Genomic DNA, 23,153 nt, shown 5'->3' with positions numbered 1-23,153 from the left:
CGGCGCCCCCGGCACGCCGTGACCTGACCAAGTGGTTACTTCATGAACCCGTCCCGGGGGTTACCGTGTCCACGTGGAGCAACCCCCGACGCGGTCCCCAGACATCAACGGCGAGCCTGCTGGTGAGAACCCGCAGCGCGCGCTGATCGTCGAAGCCGCGACCGCAGTCTTTCGGTCACACGGCTTGGCGGGCGCTCGGACGTTCGAGATCGCAAAGGCGGCGGGGGTCAGCGAGTCGGCGCTCTTCCGGCACTTCAGATCGAAGGAGGACATCTTCTTTGCGGCGGTCTTCGAACCTCTCGAAGCGGTCGTCGCCGAGGTGCTCGTCGACATCGATCGACTCAATGACGCTGACGAGAAGACCCGAACGCGTACGTTCCTCGCCGAGATGGAGCGGCAGCTTGCCCTGGCTGTTGATCTGACGCCGCTGTTGGGTGTGGGTTTGTTCTCCGATCCAGCGCTGGGGCGCACGTTCTATAACGAACGTCTGTGGCCGCTTTTTCAGCGGTGGGCCGGCGGCACCGAGTTCGCTCTGCGAGGCCGTCCCCACCGCGATGTCGATCCGCTGACGATGATCATGACCATCTGGGGGATGTGCTACGGCATCGCTTTGGACGCGATGATGCGCGGCGTCGACGTCGACGTCCATGGGCAAGCCCGATGGCTGGGGGACCTGCTGTATTACGGCATGGCGCGCTCTACTCGGCGGAACCGGGTCAACGCAGACGCCTCTGCAGCGCGGGCAGCCAAGCGCACCAAGCGCACCAAGCGCGGATAGGCACGCACCCCGGTGTCGCCGCCGCCGGCGGATCGGCCAAATAACTAGTTACTTTGACACACGAGCCGGGCGCAATCTAGCATCACATTTCGGGCTGCTCGCCGAAACGGTGGCTGCCGACCGAACTCGTCGACAGACGCACCCGGTGGAAGGCGATGAGGTGATGCAAATTTGCAATGACCGCACGGCGACGTCGGCTTTGATAGCGCGCACGCCGAACCGGCAGGTGCCGAGCAGGTGTCGCCGATGACCGGCTTTCTCACCGGCATACGGGTTCTCGAAGTCGCCTCGTTCGGCTTTGTTCCCGCCGCTGGCGCGGTTCTGGCCGACTGGGGCGCCGACGTAGTCAAGATCGAACACCCGCTCACTGGCGACCCCATGAGGGGGATGCTGTCGGTTACCGCGATGGGAGTCGACACCCAGCCCGAGGTCAACTTCCTCGTCGAGCAGGTCAACCGAGGGAAGCGCAGTGTCGGCCTCGATGTCGCCAATCCGCGGGGGCGCCGGCTGCTGAACCGTCTTATCCAATCCTCGGACGTCTTGCTCACCAACATGTTGCCAGGAGCGCGTAAGCGGCTGGGAATCGACGTCGATGAGGTGCGTGAGTGCAACCCGCGCATCATCTACGCACGCGGCCACGGGCAGGGCAGCCAGGGGCCAGATGCCGATGTTGGCGGATTCGATACGACGTCCTTCTGGGCGCGCAGCGGTATCGCAGAGGTACTTCGGACAGATCCGGACGGCTGGCCGGCACCACATCGGGCCGGCATCGGTGACATGCCGAGCGGGATGATGTTGGCAGGTGGCATCGCCGCGGCACTGTTAGGCCGGGAACGTACGGGTGCCGTTCCTACAGTTGATGTTTCGCTGCTCAACTGCGCGATGTGGACCATCGGCTTCGACATCATCGGCGGACAGCACCTCGATGAGGTGCTTCGGTTCCCGCGAGAAGAAGCGCCCAACCCGCTGGCCAACAATTACCGCACCGCAGACGGCCGGATCATTATTCTCGGAATGTTCCAGTCGGATCGTTTCTGGAAGCCCTTCTGCGAGGGGGTGGGCCGTGGTGAGCTGGTCGAGGATCCTCGGTTTCACGACAGCAGTTCCCGCTACACCAACCGTCGCGAGTGCATTGCACAACTCGACGATGTCTTCGCCGCGCGCACCCTCGATGAATGGAAAACCTTCTTCGCCGGTACCGATTTCCTGTGGTCGGTCTACCAGGTCCCTCAGGAGCTCTTCGACGATCCGCAAGTGGTGGCCAACGGCTATCTTCCCTCCGTGCAATCCGGCAGTGGTACGCCGTTCACGCTAGTCGCGAACCCGGTGCAGTTCGACGAGAGACCGGCCGAACTGGTGCGCGCGCCCGAACACGGTCAGCACACCGAGGAAGTTCTGCTCGAACTGGGACTGACCTGGGACGAACTCGAAGACGAAAAGACTGCAGGCGCAATTCTCTGATGCATCTCACCCGAACCGTCGTCAGAGCCCAGGAAGGATGAAACGTTGTCCGGCAATCAAATTCCCCTCGTTGACTACCTCGTGCTCGGGGCCAACCCGCACCTCGTTGTTGTCGAGTGCGCGTCGTGTGGGGCTCGTTTCTTCGGACGTCGCAACTCCTGCGCGGCGTGCTTCACGTCAGAATTTGTCACACGCGACGTTCCCACTGAAGGGATCGTGGAGACGTTCACCATCGTCCGCACCGCTGCACCCGGTATCGAAGTTCCGTTCGTCGCCGCGGTGATCGACTGCGCGGGCACCGCTGTCTCCGCCAACCTCGTTGGCGTAGAACCAGATCCGGATGTGATCTCCACCGGCATGAAGGTCCAGCTCGCGCTCACATCGCTGGGCACCGACGACGAGGGAACCGAGGCCGTCGGCTTCGGTTTCGCACCCATTACGACCTAGGGGGAGCACATATGACAATTAACAACGATGCCGTCTACGTCCTCGGTATAGCGATGACGAAGTTCGGTAAACACCCGGACAAAGACACCATCGACCTCGCAGCTTCAGCGATCTCAGATGCATTGGCAGATGGTGGCGCATCCATGCGCGACGTCGGCGTCATGGCGGCGGGCAATCTGATGGGCGGTAGCGTAGCTTTCGGCCAAGAAGTCCAAAAGCAGGTCGGTCAGACCGGCATACCGGTGTTCAACGTGGCGAATGCTTGTGCCACCGGTGCGACCGCCCTGCGCACTGTCATCATGGCGCTGAAAGCGGGCGAAGCCGACATGGGCCTTGCGGTCGGTGTCGAGAAGCTCGCGGGGCTTGGTCTGCTGGTCAATCCCGGGCCGGACACGTCGGGCAACGCCTGGGTTCCCACTGGGCGCTACGGCAGCGTAGCGGACATAGAAGGCCGCATCGGCACCACGAAGAACATGCCTGGCGTCTTCGCCCAGATAGGGATGCAGTACGGTCACCGGTACGGCGGAACGTCATTCGAGCTGTTCGCGCGGATCTCGGAGAAGAATCACGCCCACTCCACGCTCAATCCGCTGTCGGCGTACCAGAAGCGTTACACCGTGGACGAAATCATGAATGACGTCATGATCGCTTACCCCAACACCCGCCCGATGTGCTCAGCCAACTGTGACGGCGCCGCTGCGGCGATCATCGTCAGCGGACGAAAGCTCAAAACTCTCTCCCTGGCCCAGCAACGTCGTGCGGTCAAAATCTCTGCCTCGGTGTTGACCACCGATCCCTGGGAGGAAGCCTGCCAGGTGTTGCCGAATATCAGCACCCTTACGCGCAACGCCGCCCGGCAAGCCTACGAGCAGGCCGGGGTGGGGCCCGACGACCTCGACCTGGTTGAGCTGCACGATTGTTTCGCCACCGCCGAGCTCGTGCACTACGACAATCTCATGCTGTGCCAAGAGGGCGGAGCCGTCGACTTTTTCAACTCTGGTGCAACCTGGCGCGACGGGACGACACCGGTGAACGTCTCCGGTGGTCTGGAGTCCAAGGGTCACCCGGTTGCGGCCACGGGTATCGCCAACGTGTGGGAGGTTTGCCACCATTTGCGTGGCGAAGCCGGTGACCGCCAAATCCCGGGCGCGCGTGTGGGCCTGGCGCACGTCATCGGCCTCGGGTCTGCCTGCGGCGTACACATTTTGGAGAAGTCCGCCGCTTAGCAGCCGGCGGTGGCGCGGCGAACGTCCTGCGCAGCGTGTGTCGCTGCACTCGCGATCTGGCCGACCGCAGGTGGTCGGCACGGGTCAAGCTGTGCAGCACAACGTCGCGCGTACGTGCCTGCCGACGCCGTCGACTGATGCCCGACATGCGAGACTAAAACCGTTGGGGCAGAGAAGGAGTGCCTCACAGGCTCGACCACGAATCCACGCGACCATTTATCTGGTCACGCTGCGAACGCATGACGTCCGGGCGTTAGAAACCCAAGCCTTTCCCGACGATGTCCAACATGATTTCATTGGTGCCGCCCCAGATGCGCTGTGCCCGTGAGTCGCGCCAGAGTCGTGCGATTTCATATTCGTTCATATAGCCGTAGCCACCATGCATCTGGAGGCAGCGATCGATGATGCGCCAGTGGGTTTCGCTCGCCCACCATTTTGCGCCGGCCGCCTCGTCCGCAGTGAGTTGCCCCGCGTTGACCGCCAAAATGCACTGATCGACGTAGGTCTGCAGGACGTTCAACTCGACGTGCATCGCCGCCAGAGCGTGTCGGTTGACCTGAAATGTCCCAATGGACTGGCCAAAGGCTTGACGGTCACGCGCATACGGCTTGGTCAGATCCAAAGCCCGACGCGCCTGCGCCGCCGCGTGTATCGCGATGCCCAGGCGTTCAGACGGTAGGTTCCGCATCAAGTAGTAGAAGCCCATATTCAGCTCGCCGACCACGTTGCTGGCGGGTACAACGACGTCGTCGAAGATGAGCTCGGCGGTATCGGCAGCTCGCGTGCCGATCTTGTCGAGCTTTCGGCCTCGGCTGAAGCCCGGCATTCCATCCTCGACCACCAGCAGGCTTATCCCCTTGTGTGGCTTTTCTGCGTCGGGGTTGGTTCGGCACGCGACGAGAACGAGATCGGCGAGCAATCCGTTGGATATGAACGTCTTCACACCATTGACGATGAAGTCTGACCCGGCGCGACGTGCCGATGTCGTGAGCTGTCCGACGTCAGAGCCCACCCCGGGCTCCGACATGGCAATCGCGGTGATGAGTTCGCCAGAAGTGAACCCGGGGAGCCATCGCTGCTTCTGCTCGTCGGTCGTGAGATCACGAAGGTAACCCGCCACAATGTCGTTCTGAATTCCGAACCCCATGCCGATAGATCCGGTCAGCCAGGATTCTTCGTTGACGATCGCATTCAGACGAAAATCGTCGATGCCTGCGCCCCCGTACTCGACAGGCATCTGCCAGCCGAGCAACCCAAGCTCGCCCGCCGTTACCCACGCTTCTCGATCGACGTATCCGCGACGTTCCCATTCCTCGGCATGCGGGACGCACACCTGCTCGAAGTAGGCCTTGGCGGTGGCCCGAAACTGGACGTGTTCCGGTTCGAAGATGTTGCGTTCCAATGCCGCTCCTCAAAGGTTCGTCCCGGCCCGGGGCGTGCGAGTCTGCACCGATCGCAACCTACGACGCGCTTACATCTGCGTCAAGTAACTAGTTGCTTTATACACGCCGACGAAGTACCGTCACCGGCGCCAGCGCATGCATGGCGACCCGGCGGAAGGACTGACCGATGGCGCTTGACCCCAATTCGATCGGGCGACGGACCGAACCCAAGCTCATCGAGTGGACCGACCGTGAGACGTTGCTTTATGCCTTGGGCGTCGGTTGTGGCGTCGATGATCTGGCCTTCACCACCGAGAACAGTCACGGGATCCAACAGCAAGTCCTTCCGACATTCGCCGTGATCGCATGTCCGTCGTGGGGTGCGGTCGATATGATCGGGACGTTCGACATGAGCAAGTTGCTCCATGGCTCGCAGCAAATCCGCCTGTTCTCGCCATTGCCTGCAGCGGGTAGGCTCCACGTGGTCTCTGAGGTCGCCGATCTGCAAGACAAGGGCCCGTCCAAGAACGCGATCGTCGTATTCCGATCCACCGGAGTCGATCCGGACACCGGCCAACTCGTCGCGGAATCCGAGATGACGGCGGTCATCCGCGGCGCCGGCGGGTTCGGCGGGCCTGCCGGCGGCCGCCCGCAGGCGCCACAGCCGCCGGATCGTGCGCCGGATTGGCGAGTCGGGTTGTCCACGCGAGAGGATCAGGCGCTGATCTATCGCCTTTCGGGCGACCGCAACCCACTGCACAGCGACCCGTGGTTCGCCAGCCAGATGGCCGGGTTCACCGTACCGATCCTGCACGGCTTATGCACATATGGCGTGGCGGGCCGGGCGCTCGTCGCCACCGTCGGCGGCGGAGACGCTTCCAACATCACCTCGATGTCATCGCGGTTTACCTCCCCGGTTTATCCGGGTGAAACTCTCTTCACGTCCATCTGGGCGCTGGGGTCGGGCACAGCAGTCTTCCGCACCGAAGCTTCGCCGGAAGACGGATCAAACCCCCGAACGGTGCTCGACGATGGACTGGCCGAGTACAACCCAGCCCCCCAGAGCTAAAGTAACTGGTTGCTTTAGACCTGTTCCGCCGTTACCGTGGACTCGGCGTCAGTCACGCATCGCCACACTCCGTCTTCATCGCTGCCGACAGGAGATCCCCATCGTGCGCCATCAGCCAAGCAAAACTGGGCCGTTCGGGATTGGGGCGTTGATCCATGTCATCCACGTCAGTGCAGACATCCGCGAGCTCAACGCGTGGTACGAGGACGTATTCGGTGGCCTCGTTTTCCTGGGTCTCGACGAACCCACCTACTTGGCTGAAGAGAAACGTTGGGCTTCGCTGCTCATGATTTCGGACTACTGCGTGGAAACAGTGGCGCCGGAGATACCGGTCGACGACAGAACAGCCTTCGGCCGCTTCTATGGACGATACGGCGAGCGGCTGCACTCGATCGGCTTCGTGTCCGACGACGTCGTCGCACTGGCCGAGGACCTGACCGACCGCGGCATACGGTGTGGTCTGCAGCAGGCCAACGACCGGACGTGGTTCTTTCCCCGACCCCGTGACATCGGTGGCCTCATCATCGAGTTCATCGACGACCTGGTGGCCGAAGATCCTCGGTTGCGCGAAGAATGGTCGTCCTTGCAGCGGCTGTGGGCAGCCCACCCCCTGGGCATCGAAGGTCTGGCGTACGTGACCGTCGGCACTCGCAGCAGACTCGCTACCCAGGAGATCTTCACGGGCCTGTGGTCAGCCCAGCTGTTCGGCGAGACCAGCGACTCCACTCCGGGAGCCAAGTCCTCCTGGCTGAGCGTGGGCGACATTGTCGTAGAACTGGCTGAACCGAGCGACTCCACCGCCGATGTGGCCGACTACGTCGCCGCAAGCGATAACGCGGTGTACTCGGTGACGTTCAGAGTCAAAGACCTCGACAGTGTGCAGGCCTACCTGGCGAGCAAGTCGATCAAGACGGAACGTATCGGCGACCTGGTGCGGACCGCGCCAGAGGACTGTCACGGAGCCCGCTACCAATTCACGACATCAGGGGCGCCAATATGAGCCGTCCAACCGGCGAATCGCGCATGCTCATCGACGGTGAACTAGTCGAAGCCGAGGGAGGCGGACTCTTCGATGTCACTGATCCAGCGACCGGCCTCGTCGCAGGACAGGCAGCCGACGGCAGCGCCCACGACGTCGCCCGCGCTGTGCAGGCGGCCCGACGCGCTCATGATCGCGGCCAGTGGTCGCGTGACGTCGGATTCCGCCATCATTGCCTGAAACAACTCGAAGCCGCCCTCCGCGAGGAGCGGGAACGGCTGCGTCAGATCGAGGTCACTGAAGTCGGGGCGCCGATCTCCCTGACTCCGGCTCTCATTGACGGCCCCATCAACGAGGTGGCCTTCTGGGCCGAATTCGGCCGCGAATTCGACTATCTCGTCGACAATGGGGTCAAGCGGGTGGGGCAAAATTCCGCGCGCCACTTCATTCACTACGACGCGCCGGGCGTTGTCGGTGTCATCACGCCGTGGAACGCGCCGTTCTATCTCAACATCTCCGACACGATGGCGCCCCTGATGGCCGGCAACGCCGTGGTTCTCAAGCCGGCTCCATTGTCACCGTGGGCCGGTAGCGAACTCGGACGGCTGATTGCCGAGAAGACCGACATCCCGGCCGGTGTCTTCAATGTCGTGCTGTCGAACGCCAATGAAGTGGGTGCGGCGCTGGTCGCTGACCCACGGGTGGACGTCATCACCTTTACCGGATCAACCGCGACCGGCCGGCGTATTCTCGCGGCAGCCGCTCCGACGGTCAAGAAATCGATCCTCGAGTTGGGCGGAAAGTCAGCACATATTGTGCTCGACGACGCGGACCTGAGCTCATGTCTGCCACGTAGCGCGGCATCCGTTGCGGTGATGTCTGGACAGGCATGCATCATGCGCAGCCGAATCCTGCTCCCTCGCCGGCGGATGGCCGAAGGTGTCGAGATCCTGCGGTCGGTACTCGAGTCGATCACCGTTGGCGATCCGTGGGATCCGGCAACCGTTCAAGGCCCGCTGATCAGCGAGCAGCAGCGTCACAAAGTACTCCAACTCATCGCCGAAGGTGTCCGGGATGGGGGGACCCTCGTCACGGGTGGCTCGATTCCTGCACACCTCACAGATGGCTTCTTTGTGGAACCGACTCTGTTGACCGACGTCGATCCCAGTTCGACTGTCGCGCAGGAGGAGATCTTCGGGCCTGTCCTGACCGTCACACCGTATGACTCGGACGACGAAGCGGTTGCCATCGCGAATGACACCATCTACGGGCTCTCCGGCGAGGTCAGCGGCGCCGACGAAGACCGCGCCGTACGGATCGCCCTGCGGATGAAGACGGGCACAGTCAGCGTCAACGGTGCTCCTTTCAGCCATCTGGACAGTCCGTTCGGCGGATTCAAGCAAAGCGGACTGGGACGGCGCAACGGCGTGCACGGATTCCGCGAGTACTTAGAGCCCAAGACGATTGCTGTACCCAACTAGGGGACTGTGCGGGACAAGAGAGGCTGCGATGACCAGCTCCACCGAATACGACTGGATGCGTGAGGGTTTCGATCCGAACCGCCTCGGACACCACAATGTCGCCCCGGCGGTGGACTTCCTGCTCGATCGTTGTCCGGTAGCGCGCGGAGTGGACTCACGTGGCGACTACTACGTGTTTGCCAAACACAGCGCCGTCCTGCGTGTCATGCAGGATTGGCAAAACTTCGAGGTCGGCCGAGAGGTCCGGATCGGTGTCGAGCCTTTCCCGCTGACGATGCCGCCCCTGGACACCAATCCACCCCTGCATCGGCAGTTTCGCACCATCATCAATCCCTGGCTGAGTCCCAAGAAGGTCGCCGAGTACGAACCCAAGGCTCGTGCCATCATCTCCGAGTTCCTCGATGGCATTCCGAGAGACCCTTTCGACATCGCGGCCCGGGTCTTTCAGCCACTGCCGCCGGTGTTGACCTTTCGCCTGCTCATGCACGTGCAGGAGGAGGTACTCGAACGAGCTCGCGGCTGGGTCGAGGAGACGCTGTTCGGCTCACAGGATCATGATGTCACCGAGTCGAACACTGCTTTCGTGAAGTGGCTGTTCGCGTTCGTCGCTGAGCGCCGTGCGGCTGGGCGCCACGACGACGTCGTCGACGCGCTCGTTCACGGGACCGTCGAAGACGGCAGGAGCCTGAGCGACGAGGAGGTGGCCGGCGCCGTCATGGTGCTGCTGTTCGGCGGATTCGAGACGACGACCAACGCGTCGAGTTCCTTTCTTGTCCGACTGCTCGAGGATCACGAACTGATGCAACGACTTCGAGATCACCCCGAGGACATCGAAGCGGCCATCGAAGAGCATCTTCGGCTCGTGCCACCGGTGGATCTCGTGCCTCGGCGGTGCACGGCCGATGTCGAGATCGATGGCGTGGCATTGAAGGCGGGGCAGCGCGTCGCATACCTGGTGGACGCGGCCAACCGCGATCCCGCGGAGTACGACGACCCACTCGATTTCCGCGTCGGAAGAGCGAAGAATCGCAGCTTGGTATTCGGTGGGGGAGTGCACCGATGTGTGGGTTCGCATTTCGCGCGCATGGTGTTGCGGGTCGAGTTCGAAGAAATACTGGCCCGATTCGGTGACATCTCCCTGGCGCCGGACAGCTCCGTAACTTGGGACGACAAGGGCATGAGCGTGTGGCACGTGGCGCGCTCAGTCCCGGTGGTGATGACGCCCAAGCATGGCTGAAACTCCCGCCGAGACTGGAACACTCGGGTCGAGACTTCCGGCTGTACGGTGATCGATCTCGCCCGCCTGAGCGCGTGGCTGGATGGAGAAGACCTGCCCGGCCGCGGCCAGGCTGTCGAAGCCGTGGCCATCTCATCGGGCACACAGAATGAGATCTACGAGATTCACCGATCCGATCTGCACGCCGTGTTGCGCATACCTCCCCTCGGCGCACCCCTCGACCGCGACGACGGCATCTTGCGGGAGTGGCGGATTCTGTCGGCGTTGAAAGGTTCGGGGGTGCCGCATGCCGATGCGCTCGCGCTTTGTGCCGACCGCGAGGTATTAGGGCGCAACTTCTATCTCAGCGCTTATCTCGATGGATGGTCATCCGCGAATTCGACGGTATGGCCCCCGCCTTACGCGCACGACGTGAGCCTTCGTGCCGAACTGGCGCACGCGCTGCTCGACGCGGCGGTCAGCCTGGGGGCCTTTGACTGGCGCGGCCGGGGGCTTGCCGACTTCGGGCAGCCAGAAGGATTCCACGAGCGGCAGGTCAGCCGGTGGAGCGCGATGCTGGCGTCCTCGACGACCAGAGTGCTGCCGGGCGCGGATGTCGCGACCGCCTGGCTGAAGCGATCCCGTCCGATCGACTACATCCCCGGTCGGATGCATGGTGACTATCAGTTCGCGAACGTGTTGTTCGAGCACAGCACTCCGGCACGTGTCGCCGGGATCATCGACTGGGAGATGTCGACGATCGGCGATCCCAAGCTCGATGTGGCATGGGCGCTGCAGTTTTGGCCGGATGACACCGAGGACCCCGCGGTGATCGGAACCCATCATGCCGGAGACCTCTTCGGGATGCCCTCGCGCACCGCGCTCGCCGAGTACTACGGCACTGCATCGGGACGGCAGATGGATGACTTCGACTACTACCTGGTGCTAGCCCGATGGAAGCTCGCGGTGGTACTCGAACGCGGCTTTCAGCGCGCCCCCGAGGACGAGAAGCTTGCCGCCTTCGGCGACTCGGCGCTGGCGAGCATGGCCGCGGCTGCCGAACTCGCCGAATCCTCGACATACCGACCTCCACAGTGAAAGTAGGAGACCACGATCATGGACCCCACCACATCGGCGTTGCGTGAGCAGATCAGCGACTTCGTCGAGAACGAGATCATCCCCGCGGAGCCCGAGCTCCACGATTCCGGCGATTTCAACTCCGCCAAGCTCAATGAATTGCGGGTGAAAGCGAAAGCACGGGGTCTGTGGGCTCTGGGTCACCCCAAAGCGATCGGTGGAGGAGGAGTGGCGTTCCTGCCGTTCGTCTACCTCAATGAGATCATCGGCAGGTCGGAATGGGGTATGTACGCACTGGGAACGGCGTCGATGCACGACTGCATGATGATCGCCGATCACGGCACGGCGGAACAACGGGAGAGATACCTCGGCGACCTGGTTTCTGCGGCGGCGTTGCCGTCCACCGCGCTGACCGAACCTGATGTCGCGGGGTCGGATCCCACGTTGATGACGACCACCGCGGTACTAGATGGAGACGAATGGGTCATCAACGGCCATAAGTGGTTCGTCTCCTGTGCGAACCTTGCCCGAGTCACGACGGTGTTCTGCCGCACCGAAGCCGCGGCGGAGGAGCGACACTCGGCGTTCACCGCACTCCTGGTACCCACTGATAGCCCTGGGTATGAAATCGTCCGTGTGATACCAACTCTCGGGTCGCTGGCCCCGCACTGCGAAGTTCGCCTCAAGGACGTACGCGTGCCCAACACCGCAGTGCTCGGACACCGAGGTCAGGGCTTCACCATCGCTCAACAGCGTCTCGGGGCAGGGCGGATCCTGCATTGCATGCGCTGGCTCGGACAGGCACAGCGTGCTTTCGAGTTGATGTGTGATCGCGCGAAGACACGTTACGCCCACGGCAGTGCCTTGGCGGACAAGGGTGAAATCCAGCGTTTCATTGCCGATTCCGCGGCGGAGATGCACGCCGCCCGACTGATGACCCTGGACGCCGCCCGTCGCATTGACGCGGGAGAATCGGCTCGCGTGGAGATCAGCATGATCAAGGTCTTCGGGGCGACCATGCTGCACAACGTGATCGACCGGGCAATACAGGTGCACGGCGCGCTGGGCGTGAGTGCCGACACCCCGCTCGAGCGGATGTACCGCAATGCACGGTACGCGCGAATCTACGACGGCCCAGACGAAGTCCATCGGATGGTGGTGGCCAGGCAGATGTTGCGCGGGGCTACGGTGTAGCCCTTCACACTGTGAGCAATACACATCCTGCTGTGGGGCCGCCACCGTTGGAAGCCACTGCGACCTCTGGCCGGTTCGGGACTTGGCGCGCACCGGCCGCGCCGCGCAATTGCAGACACGCTTCGTGCAAGATCCAGTGCCCGTGTAAGCGGCCGGCCGACAACTGGCCACCGTAGGTGTTGAGCGGCAGCTCGCCGTCCAGGGCGATCCGGTTGCCTCCTTCGACGAAAGAGCCTGAAGCTCCTACGCCGCAGAGCCCTAGCGCTTCCAGCCACGCCAACGTGAGAAAGGCGAAGCCGTCATAGAGTTCGGCGACGTCGACGTCGCGGGGGCGCAAATCGGTGTTGTGCCACAGCTCTGCTGCGGCATCGACCATCGCCATATTGGGGAAGTCCGGCCGTTGAGTCCACCCACCGGCACCGGATGATCCTCCGGCGGCGGCCAACCGGATCGGCGGATGCGGACAGTCGGCGACATGGTCGCCGTGCGAGATCACCATCGCCACCGAGCCGTCAACCGGAACGTCGCAATCTAAGAGCCCGAACGGCTCAGAGATCGGTCGTGCCGTGAGGTAGTCGTCAAGTGACATCGGATCACGAAAGACGGCATCGGGATTGAGCGTGGCGTGCCGTCGGCTGCTGACCGCCAACCAACCGAGTTGCTCCTTGGTCGTGCCGTAAAGGTGCATATGTCGCCGGCAGTGCAGAGCAAACCAGTTCGCCGCCGAGAACGCGTTCGCGGCGAGAAGCAGATCCATATCGGTGTTGAGGTGTTCGAGGTCGGCACGCCAATTCTGGCCGGGATCGAGTTTGGGGTCCCACTCGCTGTCTGCGGCAGCTGACGGGTCGTAGGCCCCGCCCAGCATGCTCACGGTGCGGTAGACGAGCACATGGCGTGCCTGTCGGTGGCGAACGGCGTCGAACGCATCCAGAAACGGAGAGAACAAGGACGAACGTCCGACCTTGCCGCCACGGAATCGCGGTTCGATGTTGAGGGCCTGGGCCGCCACGCTCTGCGGGGTATCGCCGAGCGTGGCGACACCGTCGATGTCAGACGGTGTCAGACCTGCGTCGGAAATCGCCTGTTGCGCACTCTCGAGCGTCAGGGCCAGCCCGGCGCGCCCGGTGTGGCGGCCGATCCGCGACAGACCCAGCCCCGAGACGAATGGCTGGCGCTGCTGGCTCATCGATCCCCGGGCCCACGTCGCGGACGAAACACCGGCACCTTGATGTCGCCATGCGATTCGAAACACACCTCGACTTCGAGTCCGATGTGGACGCGTTCGGGTTCGCAATCGACGATGCTGGAAATCAGGTGCAAACTCGGGTCATCGATTGGTTCAACCAACGCGATGATATTGGGAGGCAACACATCCGGGTGATACTGGTGAAAGTTGACGGTGTAGCTGTACACGGTGCCGATGCCACGCAGGGGCGAGAGCACCGTCAATGCCCCGCAGACGGTGCAGGTCGGCGCCAGTTCCGGGTAAGACCAGCGCCGGCACCCCGAACACATTGGAATCATCAACGAGCCGCCGCCGCCCTGCCGCCAGTATCCCGAGAGGGATTCGGTTACCGGCGGAACTACCCGTGTGCTCATCGCCGAGCCGACTGACTGCGCTCTGCGTAGTGGTCTGCGCCGTGCATGCCGCGACTGTAGAAGCGAGCTCGAGGCGGCGTCAAGTAACTAGTTGCTTCTACCTCCGCGGCTCGGTACCTTGACTATCAGGTGCAGAATCGCGCCGAACAACTCGATTCTCGAAACGCGTGGGGAGGCGATCGCGTGACAGCGACGTTGACGAATTCTGACCAGGTGGATCAGCTGCTCGATGGAATCCACATCATCGACTCGGACTCGCATTTCACCGAACCGCCGGATCTGTGGACGTCTCGGGTGCCGGCGTCGATGCACGACAAGGTGCCCCAGATGCGCACCAAGGACGGGGTCACCCACTGGTATCTCGGAGACGAAATGCTCATGGGCATCGGCGGGAACACTTTGAGTCGCGGCAAGAAGAAGGAATTGGGCACACTCTTTGTGCAGCCGTGGGAAGAAGTCGACTCGTCCACGTGGGACCCCCGGGAGCGGGTGAAGTTGCTCGACGAGATGGGCGTGTACGCCCAGATCTTGTTCTCCAACGCCGTGGGCTTTTCGTCAAACACCTTCTTCGGCGTCGACGACCTAGCCCAGCGGGCAATTCTGATTCAGACTTATAACGACTTCATGGCCGACGTCCAGCAGGAGTCGGGTGGCCGGTTGTTCCCGCAGCCGTTGCTGCCGACCTGGGACATGGATCTCACCCTCAAAGAGATGGTTCGCCTGCGCGAGCGTGGCATGCGGGGATTCACGATCAGCGACAAGCCACACAACACCGGACTGCCTGGGCTGGATTCGGAGTACTTCGAACCCATGTGGCAGCTGGGCAACGACATGGGCCTGGTATTCAACTTCCACATTGCCGGCGGTGGGGACAAGAAGATCGGCAACCAGACGTCGATGAATCCGATGGCTCAATCCAATCCCGATGTCTACTGGGACTCCTATGGCCCCCAACGGCGGTTGGCGATTCTGTCCAGCCAGTTCTACATGAGCAACGCCAGGATCATCCTGAACCTCTGCATGGGCAACTTCTTCGACCGGTTCCCCAACATCAAGGTGTTCTCCGCTGAGAGCGGCATTGGATGGGTGCCGTTCATCATCGAGGCGATGGAATTTCAGCTCGATGAGATGGTGACCGATCCAGCCGAGATCGCGCTCCAAAAGCGACGTCCGAGAGAGTATTTCGCCGACCACATTTACGTGTCGTTCTGGTTTGAGCGCTCGGGACCCAAGCACCTCATCGAAGACATAGGCGTACACAACGTCCTGGTCGAGACCGACGTGCCGCACCCAACCTGTATCTACCCAGGTGCACGCGAGCGATTGGCGACCGCGCTTTCGCACGTCGATGCCTACACCCGCCGCCGGGTGTTGCAGGACAACGCCGCCGAGTTGTACAACATCCCACTTCCGACCGCTTAGGCGCCGGAACCGATACCGCCCAACGCACAGCGCAGTTCGCGGAATACGTCTTCAAAGGAGTAGATAAGCAGTGATCTCATTCGCTGACCAGGTCGCCCTGGTGACCGGCGCCGGTCGCGGTTTGGGCCGCACCTACGCACTCGAGCTGGCCAGACGCGGCGCCAAGGTGGTGGTCAACGATGTCGGTGCGGCGCCGGACGGGCAAGGAGTCGAAAGTACACCGGCCCAGGACGTCGTCGCCGAGATCACCGCGGCCGGCGGAACCGCCGTGCCGAGTTCGGAGTCCATCGCAACTCCCGAAGGGGGGGCTGCGGTCGTCAACGCCGCCCTTGAAGCGTTCGGCCGACTCGACGTGGTGATCAGCAATGCGGGCATCCTCCGGGACAAGACTTTCGCGAAGATGACCGCCGCCGAATTCGACGCTGTCCTGGACGTTCACCTCAGAGGGGCGTTCTTTGTAAGTCAACCCGCCTTCCAGGCGATGAAGGACAACGGTTACGGCCGTTTCGTTTTCACCACATCGGCGGCCGGCCTCTTCGGCAACTTCGGACAAGCCAACTACGGTGCGGCGAAAATGGGGCTCGTCGGCCTGTCCAGCGGTATCGCCATCGAGGGAGCCCGATACGGCATACAATCCAATGTCATTGCACCGCTTGCGCGTACGCGCCTGACGGACGGATTGCTCGGCGAGGTCGGGGCGGCACTAGATCCGACCTTGGTGACCCCGATGGTCGTGTATCTTGCATCGAGGGAATGCACGGCGACCCACGAAATCTATGCGGCAGGCGCCGGTTGGTACGGCCGAAGTTTCGTCGGGCTGACTGCCGGCTGGCTTGCCGGCCCTGATGGCGCCAGCGTCGAAGACGTTGCCGAGCATATCGATTCGATCCGCGACGAAGACGGCTACCTGGTTCCGCTGGAGGCGCCGATGCTGCCGCCTCAACCGGTATGAGCCGCCAAGGCGATCCGATCATACGGAGTCCGCGATGAGCGCCTCGTTCACCGTTGAGCAACAACAGTTCCGCGACGTTATACGTTCTTTTTTCGCCGCCAAGTCACCTGAATCCGTCGTGCGGGAGACAATGGCAAGTGAGCACGGTTACGACCCGCAGTTGTGGGCCGCGCTTGCCGATCAGCTCGGGGTTCAAGGTCTATCGATACCGGAAGAGTATGGTGGATCTGGTTTCTCGTTCAACGAGACGGCCCTGGTGCTCGAGGAAGCGGGTCGCTCGCTGGTGTGCGCGCCACTCCTGGCATCGGCCATCGCAACTACCACGCTGCTGAACTCCGATGACGAGCTCGCGAAGGAGCGGTGGTTGCCGACCATCGCCTCTGGTGACACGATTGCCACCGTCGCCTGGGTCGAGGATGACGGACGTTGGGACGCCCCCACGGTGAACGTGACCGCGACGCGTGGCCGCGGCGGCTGGAACCTGCAGGGCTGCAAGTCTTTCGTTCTAGACGGCGAGATCGCGTCGGTGATTCTGGTCGTCGCCAAGGGTGACGACGGGGTGGGCCTGTTCGCTGTCGAGGGCGGCGACAGCCGTCTGACTCGATCCGCGATGACCACCCTTGATCCGACGCGACGACTTGCTCGCATCGAGATGGACGGCGTCCCCGCCTATCGCGTCGGCGCTCCCGGCCCGGGCGAGAAGATCGTCAGCGACGTGGCGCGAATCGCGGTGGTGGCCCTGGCCTGCGAACAGGTGGGAGTTGCCGGAAGAGTATTGGATATGGCTGTCGAATATGCCTGTCAGCGTGTGCAATTCGGCCGCCCGATCGGATCTTTTCAAGCGATCAAGCATCTGTGTGCCGATATGATGGCCGGCGTCGAGGCGGCCAGAGCGGCTGCGGTCGCAGCCGCTCGCGGGGTGTCCGAACGCAGCGAACGCCTTGATGAGCTAGCTGCTATCGCGGGATCGGTGTGCTCGGAAACCTGCCTCAACGCTGCCCGTGACAACATCCAGATTCACGGTGCCATCGCTGTCACCTGGGAGTATCCCGCCCATCTGTACTTCAAGCGGGCGATTTCCGACGACCTGCTCTTCGGTGATCCGGCATATCACCGTGAATCGCTGGCGCACGTAATCGGCCTCTAGCGATCACAGTTGAGGGAGGCTTCGATGGATCAATGGGATGACGAAGCGGCCGGCGCCATGCGTGCTGAGGTTCGGCGATGGTTGGCCGAGAATTGGAGGCCGCCACAGGAAGTCGGCGCATTCGTCGACAGGGTCATCGATGCCGGGTGGGCCTGCCCGAATCTGGCGCCCACACTCTTCGGGCGTGGGCTGCCGCTCGAGGCCAATGAGGTGGTGATCCAGGAATTCGCGGCCGCCGATGCTCCCCTTGGGGCGGTTGACGTCACCGCGAACCGCCTGATCGCCAATGTCATCAATCTGTTCGGAACCGATGAAAGCGTCAGCCGGTCGACGGTGCGAGGGCTGCTGTCAGGTGAGCATCGAACCTGCCTGCTCTACAGCGAGCCCGGTGCAGGGTCTGATCTTGCGGCGGTGCAGACCCGCGCCGAGCCAGACGGCGACGAGTGGGTCGTCAACGGTCAAAAGGTGTGGTCAAGTCTTGCAGCGGAATCCACGCTCGGGCTGCTAGTTGCCAGAACCAACTGGGACGTCCCTAAACACAAAGGCATCACGCTGTTTCTGTTGCCGATGAGGCAGCCGGGAGTCCTCGTCCGTCCCATACGACAGATGACGGGCCGGGCCACGTTCAACGAGGTGTTTCTGTCCGACGCGCGTGTCGCCGACACCCACCGCATCGGTGATCTGAACGGTGGATGGTCGGTGCTGCAGACCGCGCTCGCACTCGAGCGGATGGCGATGGGTAGGGGCACGGTTCATGACCGTGACGAGGGTTCCGAATTGGTCCGCACCTCGATCGATGCGCTCATCACGCTGGCGCGAGAACGGGGGCGGAACCGCGACCGAGAGGTGCGCCAGGAAATCGCCAGGCTCTACGCGCTCGAACGTGTTGCGCACTGGAACGGTGAGCGCGCGGAGAACTCGACCGACGAGCGGGCCGCTTCGGTGGTCAAGCTAGCCATGTCCGAACTCCTGCACGATTCGGCACGACTACACGCGAGGTTGCTCGGCGCGGAGGGTTTGCTGGCGGGCTCTGACTCGCAATCCGCAGACCGCGCACATTTGGCTGCGATGTGCGCTTTCGAGAACTCCATCGGCGGGGGCAGCGATCAAATTCAACGCAATCTGATCGGGGAGCGGGTTCTGGGCCTGCCTCGTGAACCCTCGTTGGATCGAGATGTTCCGTTCCGTGATGTTCGCAAGAGCGTGGCCACGTGGACGTGAGTCCGCGGGGTTCCTCGCTCGGCCGTTGGTTCAACCGCCGGGTTATACGACATTTCGGCTATCGTCTCACCCATGCCCCCTGCTAAGGCTCGACGCGTTCGGCTCTCGGCCGCCGAGCGCCGCGAGCAACTGACGCGGGTGGCTCAAGAGGTGTATCTCGAATTGGGCATCGACCGGACGTCGGTCCTCAAGGTAGCCCGCGCCGCGGGCGTCAACAACGCAACCATCTACCAGCATTTCTCATCGACCGGCGAACTTTTCGAAGAGGCGGTGCTGCGTCCGCTCGACCGAATCTTGGAAGAGGAGTTGGCTGCCGCTGACATTCGCATGGATGGTCTTGATCCGTCGTCGCGGCTGGCTGAGATGCATGCGTCGTTATCGGCCATCATGAGTCGCCTCGGCGAGATGCTCAACGCCATCCTGTTCGCCAAGAATGATGCCGGTCGCCGGCATTTCGCTGGGCGGCTTCAGCCTCAGTTGCAGGGATGGATCACGAAGCACCTTGCGGCCGCGGGTCAGCCCACTACTGGCCGGTCAGGTGCGACGGCGCCGGGAATCATCGGCATTCATCTGTGGCTGGCCATGCACACGGCATACCGGGGTTCGCGAGACAACGGTGAATGGGCCGCAGGCGTCGCCGATTTCCTCAACGCCGGTCTCGAGCAGACGCTGTCGTCTCCGGCGGAACGCTGAGTCTCGACGTTTTTTACTGGGAGGCGAGCCAGTGGAGCGCCTGCTCGCGAATGTGCTGCTTGCGCAGCTTTCCCGTCGCGGTCCGCGCAAGAACTTCGGACGGAATAATGTATTCGGGCCACTTCTGGCGCGATAAGGACGACCGTTCGCAATGCGCGCGCACCGCCTCCAGCGTCGGATGAGGCGCTCCGGGCACCATTTGCACGACCGCACCAGCGCGCTCCCCCAGGGCGGCGTCGGGCACCGCGACAACGGCGACATCAGCCAGCCGCGGAAACGACCGCAAGACCTCCTCGACCTCGGCGGCGCTGACGTTCTCGCCGCCTCGGATGATCAGGTCGGACTTGCGGTCGGTGATCGAAAGGCAACCATGTTCATCGAGCACACCGATGTCCCCTGTTCGGTACCAACCCTGGGCGTCGAACGCTTGCCTGGTGAGTTCTTCGTTGGTGTATCCGATGCACAAGTCCGGTCCGCGCGTTAGTATTTCGCCGTCTTCGGCCAGCCGGAGCTCGACACCGGTGAGTGGTCGACCGTCGGTGTACAGGCGGGTGTCCGCATCGTCGTGGGGTTGACTTGCCGTGACCGACGGATGCTCGGTGGATCCATACGAGCGGAACACGGTTATGCCCTGTTCGGCAAGGCGCTCAACGACAGTCCGAGGTACAGGTGCCCCACCGAGTCCCGCGTATCTCATTTGTGGAAGATGACGCGGGGTGAACGACGGGTGCTCCAAGAGACTTGTCACGAAGTACGGTGCACCGCCGATCAAGGAAACCTGGTGTGACGACATCAGTTCCAGCACCCGGCCGGGTTCCCAGGCATCGAGCAGATTTATCGGTGTGCCATCGCACAACGGCAGCAGGAAGGCGCTGAGCATCCCCATGAAATGGCCGACCGGCGCCACGGTAAGTGGCCGGCCACGGTCCTCGGCTTGGACGGCGGCCAGTTGCCGCACTTCGAAGCCTATTGACTGGTGGCTGTGGACAACACCCTTGGGTGCGCTCGTGGTGCCTGAGGTGTAGGCGACGATCGCCGGACCGGTGGGGTCGCACGGCAACGGCCCTGGGAGCGGGTGGTCTGCCAGCAGAGCGTCGAATGTTCGCCCGACCACGGCGACGATTGGCACGCCGGCGCTGATGGTTGGGTCGTGCACCATCCGCCCGAACCGTGCCGCGGTCACAAAGACATCCGCACGGCTTTCCCGCAGGATATGACCGACTTCCCGCGGACCGTAGAAGTGCACGATCGGCACAGCGATGGCGCCGAGATATGCAGCGGCCCAGAAGGTGACCGCTGCCTCAACCCAGTTCGGCAGTTGAAAAGCGATGATATCGGCGGGGCCAATTCCGCGTCGTTGTAGGCCGGCAGCGAGTCTGCGGGCAAGTAGGTCCACCTGTCCGAAAGTGCCCACGAACGGATTGCTCGCAGAGTGCACGACAAATTCCGCGTCGGGAGCAGCTCCGAGTCCGTTCTCAACCAGAGTGCCGAGCCCACGGTTGTCCCACCAACCGTGCGCTTCGTAGCTGCGGCGCAGGTCGATCGGAACGGTGCGTACGGCGATGTGACTCGTCATTGGCGATTATGTCGGCGGCCGGTTGTGGCGTACTTGGTCGAACGGCACGCCGCGGTCCGCGGAGTACTCGCGTGGCATGTCGAGTATTCGTTCGGCGATCACGTTGCGTGCCATTTCGGTGGTGCCGCCCCCGATGCTCAACACCTGTCGGCTCAGAAATCGCTCCCCGACGTCGAACAAGCCGTCACTGCAGTCGACGGCGGCGGAGGTTTCGGCGATGGCGAGAGCTGTGTCCGCTTCGAATTCGTGGGTTTCGGCCGCTGCCAAACGCAAAATGGTGCCGTAGGTGGGCGGAATCGTGCCGTCCTGCATGCCTTTGAATATGTGTTCCGTTAGTTGACGGGTGACCTGCCGGTGGACGAGTGCGCGCCCTGCAGCGAGGCGAACGGCCGGGTCGCTGTCGCGCCCGGATCTGGCCACCAGATCGATAAAATCCAAAGGCCTGTCTTCGGGAGACTCGCTGCCCACGCCACTGGAGTACATAGATCCATTGCCGAGCGACAGCCGTTCGTGGAACAGCTGTCGGGTAGCCACGGCCCATCCGTTATTGACTTCACCGAGCACCGCGTCCTCACCGACGTCGACATCGTCAAGAAATTCTTCGCAGAATTCCCGCGATCCATTGACCTGCTCGATGCGCCGCAACGTGATCCCCGGGTGATTGATGGGCACGAGGAACATGGTGAGTCCCTCGTGCTTCGGGACCGACCAATCGGTCCGGGCGAGGCATAGTCCGTAGTCGGCGGCAAAGGCGCCGGTACTCCAGGTCTTAGCTCCGTTGAGCACCCATCGCCCATCGGGACGACGTTCAGCTCGGGTGGTAACGCCGGCGAGATCGGATCCTCCGCCGGGTTCTGATAGCAGCTGAACGAGGACTTCGTCGCCGCGGATTGCCGCGGCGATATGTGTTTTCTTCTGTTCCTCGCTGCCGGTGTCGAGGATGGTGGCGCAGCAGATGGCGAAGGAGGGAAGGTTGAGGCATACCGGCAATTCGTAACCGAGCGATTCCTCGTCGAAGGCCCGCTGGTAGGGGTAGCTGAGCCCCAAGCCGCCGTACTCACGGGGGAAGCAGATCCCGGCGAATCCGCCCTCATAGAGAAGTCGTTGTAGCTCTCGGGCGCGATGCCAGAGCTCATCAGAGTCACGGGCGGCGGTGGCGCCCGGGGTGATCCGGGGAAGGTTGGCCGCCAGCCAATCCCGAACGCGCCCACGGAACTGTTCGACGGTCTCCGATGGGTCAACCACCATTTAATACTCTCCAATCGCATCCGTCGCTCGCCGCTGGCCGGGATTGACCACCAGCGAGATGTTAAGCAACTGCTTAACATCTCGCTGGCGGCGTGGTCAACCCTCAAGCGAAACATGGTGCTATCGAAGTGCCGCGGTGCGGCGTGGCGCGCCTTGGTACACGGCGAATGCCTTGTGCCGCCGCCTACCTCACCGGACCGGCGGATCGCCTTCGTACTGACGAATCCAGCGTTCGGAGAACCTGAGGGTGGATGAATGTCCTAGCTCAACACCCAATGATTCCTCGATGGCCAATACGCCAGACACACTGAACATCATCGTCATCACCACTTCGGGGGGAACCGCTTCGGGCGGGATCCCGTAGCCCTCGAGGATCGACGATAGGGCCTTGACCTGCTCGTCGCGCATGCGCTCAACGTAGTAGGCGATTTCTTGCTTAAGAGCCCGGCGGTGGTTGGCCAGCGCCACGAATTCCATTGTGAACACCACGATCCGCGGGTCGGTACTCATCCGCCATAGAGCCCAGAGAGGCTGGTCGGACTTCAGCGCCGCCCGGTGTCGCTCGAGGCCCTGTTCTGCTCGGCGGCGAAAGACCGCCAAGAACAAGTCGTCCATCGTCCCGAAGTGGTAAGGGACAAGCTGTGATTTGAGCCCAGCTTTCTTCGCTACTGCCCGCCCGGTGATCGCCGAGTAGCCCCCTTCGATCAACAGCTCTTCGGCCGCGTCCAGGAGCAGTTTGCGGGTCGTTGCGTCCGGCGATCCGGTCCGACGTGGAGGCGCCACTTGCTTACTCACATTCACCCGCAATACACATCTATGTCGACTCGTGATACTAACGCGTCCAGGCTGCGACAGGCAGGCTGCGGGACAGACGTCCGATTACCTAGAACAGCACCAGCACAGCCCGCCATCGCGCCCCCCGAAACGCCGACCAGGATCTGCAGCGGACACCTCCGGCTACCGTGGGCTGTTTCTGCCTAACCTC

The 23,153-nt window shown here is 62.7% G+C and carries 21 protein-coding genes; 15 read left to right on the top strand and 6 right to left on the bottom strand.

The genetic code is table 11. The annotated features are described in order from the left end of the window. Window positions 1-73: 73 nt before the first annotated feature. From AB431_RS00755 to AB431_RS00740, 4 genes are all read left to right on the top strand, one after another. Complete coding sequence (locus AB431_RS00755; RefSeq protein ID WP_047328335.1) at window positions 74-778, top strand: TetR/AcrR family transcriptional regulator; 705 nt, start codon at window positions 74-76, stop codon at window positions 776-778. A 246-nt stretch (window positions 779-1,024) separates the two neighbouring features. Next, window positions 1,025-2,239, top strand: a complete 1,215-nt coding sequence (locus tag AB431_RS00750) for a CaiB/BaiF CoA-transferase family protein (RefSeq protein WP_047332934.1) — start codon at window positions 1,025-1,027, stop codon at window positions 2,237-2,239. A gap of 81 nt (window positions 2,240-2,320) precedes the next feature. After that, window positions 2,321-2,686 (top strand): Zn-ribbon domain-containing OB-fold protein, encoded by a 366-nt coding sequence (locus tag AB431_RS00745; RefSeq protein ID WP_369803103.1) that lies wholly within the window; start codon window positions 2,321-2,323, stop codon window positions 2,684-2,686. Window positions 2,687-2,697: 11 nt separating this feature from the next. Next, the gene (locus tag AB431_RS00740; protein WP_047328333.1) at window positions 2,698-3,912 is read left to right on the top strand and encodes a thiolase family protein; all 1,215 of its coding nucleotides are present in this window, start codon (window positions 2,698-2,700) and stop codon (window positions 3,910-3,912) included. A gap of 253 nt (window positions 3,913-4,165) precedes the next feature. On the opposite strand, the gene AB431_RS00735 is transcribed toward AB431_RS00740, so the two are convergent. Next, window positions 4,166-5,314, bottom strand: coding sequence for an acyl-CoA dehydrogenase family protein (locus AB431_RS00735; RefSeq protein ID WP_047328332.1), 1,149 nt, complete (start codon window positions 5,312-5,314; stop codon window positions 4,166-4,168). Between the two features lie 167 nt (window positions 5,315-5,481). On the opposite strand from AB431_RS00735, the gene AB431_RS00730 reads away from it, so the two are divergent. From AB431_RS00730 to AB431_RS00705, 6 genes are all read left to right on the top strand, one after another. After that, complete coding sequence (locus tag AB431_RS00730) at window positions 5,482-6,363, top strand: MaoC/PaaZ C-terminal domain-containing protein (protein ID WP_047328331.1); 882 nt, start codon at window positions 5,482-5,484, stop codon at window positions 6,361-6,363. Window positions 6,364-6,466: 103 nt separating this feature from the next. Further along, window positions 6,467-7,363, top strand: coding sequence for a hypothetical protein (locus AB431_RS00725; RefSeq protein ID WP_047328330.1), 897 nt, complete (start codon window positions 6,467-6,469; stop codon window positions 7,361-7,363). After that, window positions 7,360-8,823, top strand: a complete 1,464-nt coding sequence (locus AB431_RS00720) for an aldehyde dehydrogenase family protein (protein WP_047328329.1) — start codon at window positions 7,360-7,362, stop codon at window positions 8,821-8,823. The genes AB431_RS00725 and AB431_RS00720 overlap by 4 nt, the downstream gene beginning before the upstream one ends. A 28-nt stretch (window positions 8,824-8,851) precedes the next feature. Next, on the top strand, window positions 8,852-10,060 hold the full coding sequence (locus AB431_RS29315) for a cytochrome P450 (RefSeq protein WP_052960138.1): 1,209 nt from the start codon (window positions 8,852-8,854) through the stop codon (window positions 10,058-10,060). A gap of 48 nt (window positions 10,061-10,108) precedes the next feature. Further along, complete coding sequence (locus tag AB431_RS00710) at window positions 10,109-11,137, top strand: phosphotransferase family protein (RefSeq protein ID WP_047328328.1); 1,029 nt, start codon at window positions 10,109-10,111, stop codon at window positions 11,135-11,137. 18 nt (window positions 11,138-11,155) lie between these two features. Then, window positions 11,156-12,310 (top strand): acyl-CoA dehydrogenase family protein, encoded by a 1,155-nt coding sequence (locus AB431_RS00705; RefSeq protein ID WP_047328327.1) that lies wholly within the window; start codon window positions 11,156-11,158, stop codon window positions 12,308-12,310. A gap of 4 nt (window positions 12,311-12,314) precedes the next feature. Here AB431_RS00705 and AB431_RS00700 read toward each other — a convergent pair whose 3' ends face one another. Together AB431_RS00700 and AB431_RS30695 are read right to left on the bottom strand one after the other, a co-directional pair. Then, a complete protein-coding gene (locus AB431_RS00700; RefSeq protein WP_047328326.1) occupies window positions 12,315-13,496 on the bottom strand; it encodes a thiolase family protein in 1,182 nt (393 codons plus the stop codon). Then, complete coding sequence (locus AB431_RS30695; RefSeq protein ID WP_052960137.1) at window positions 13,493-13,753, bottom strand: Zn-ribbon domain-containing OB-fold protein; 261 nt, start codon at window positions 13,751-13,753, stop codon at window positions 13,493-13,495. Before AB431_RS30695 ends, AB431_RS00700 begins: the two co-directional genes overlap by 4 nt. Window positions 13,754-14,092: 339 nt before the next feature. On the opposite strand from AB431_RS30695, the gene AB431_RS00685 reads away from it, so the two are divergent. From AB431_RS00685 to AB431_RS29305, 5 genes are all read left to right on the top strand, one after another. Next, entirely contained in the window at window positions 14,093-15,331 is a 1,239-nt protein-coding gene (locus AB431_RS00685) for an amidohydrolase family protein (protein ID WP_158423493.1), read from the top strand. Window positions 15,332-15,404: 73 nt separating this feature from the next. Beyond that, window positions 15,405-16,283, top strand: a complete 879-nt coding sequence (locus tag AB431_RS00680; protein WP_047332932.1) for an SDR family NAD(P)-dependent oxidoreductase — start codon at window positions 15,405-15,407, stop codon at window positions 16,281-16,283. Then, complete coding sequence (locus AB431_RS00675) at window positions 16,177-17,430, top strand: acyl-CoA dehydrogenase family protein (RefSeq protein WP_200902679.1); 1,254 nt, start codon at window positions 16,177-16,179, stop codon at window positions 17,428-17,430. The genes AB431_RS00680 and AB431_RS00675 overlap by 107 nt, the downstream gene beginning before the upstream one ends. A gap of 24 nt (window positions 17,431-17,454) precedes the next feature. Beyond that, window positions 17,455-18,651, top strand: coding sequence for an acyl-CoA dehydrogenase family protein (locus tag AB431_RS00670; RefSeq protein WP_047328321.1), 1,197 nt, complete (start codon window positions 17,455-17,457; stop codon window positions 18,649-18,651). 72 nt (window positions 18,652-18,723) lie between these two features. Further along, window positions 18,724-19,344 carry a TetR/AcrR family transcriptional regulator gene (locus AB431_RS29305; protein WP_082135497.1) on the top strand — a complete coding sequence of 207 codons (621 nt, stop codon included), beginning with the start codon at window positions 18,724-18,726 and terminating at the stop codon, window positions 19,342-19,344. Between the two features lie 13 nt (window positions 19,345-19,357). Here AB431_RS29305 and AB431_RS00660 read toward each other — a convergent pair whose 3' ends face one another. The 3 genes from AB431_RS00660 to AB431_RS00650 form a co-directional block, all read right to left on the bottom strand. After that, a complete protein-coding gene (locus tag AB431_RS00660) occupies window positions 19,358-20,920 on the bottom strand; it encodes an AMP-binding protein (RefSeq protein ID WP_047328320.1) in 1,563 nt (520 codons plus the stop codon). 6 nt (window positions 20,921-20,926) lie between these two features. Further along, on the bottom strand, window positions 20,927-22,168 hold the full coding sequence (locus AB431_RS00655) for an acyl-CoA dehydrogenase family protein (protein WP_047328319.1): 1,242 nt from the start codon (window positions 22,166-22,168) through the stop codon (window positions 20,927-20,929). Window positions 22,169-22,357: 189 nt separating this feature from the next. Then, window positions 22,358-22,969 carry a TetR/AcrR family transcriptional regulator gene (locus AB431_RS00650; RefSeq protein ID WP_369802958.1) on the bottom strand — a complete coding sequence of 204 codons (612 nt, stop codon included), beginning with the start codon at window positions 22,967-22,969 and terminating at the stop codon, window positions 22,358-22,360. Between the last annotated feature and the right edge of the window lie 184 nt (window positions 22,970-23,153).

Source organism: Mycobacterium sp. EPa45 (assembly GCF_001021385.1).
Classification (GTDB): domain Bacteria; phylum Actinomycetota; class Actinomycetes; order Mycobacteriales; family Mycobacteriaceae; genus Mycobacterium.
This window is presented reverse-complemented; position numbering and strand designations above follow the sequence as displayed.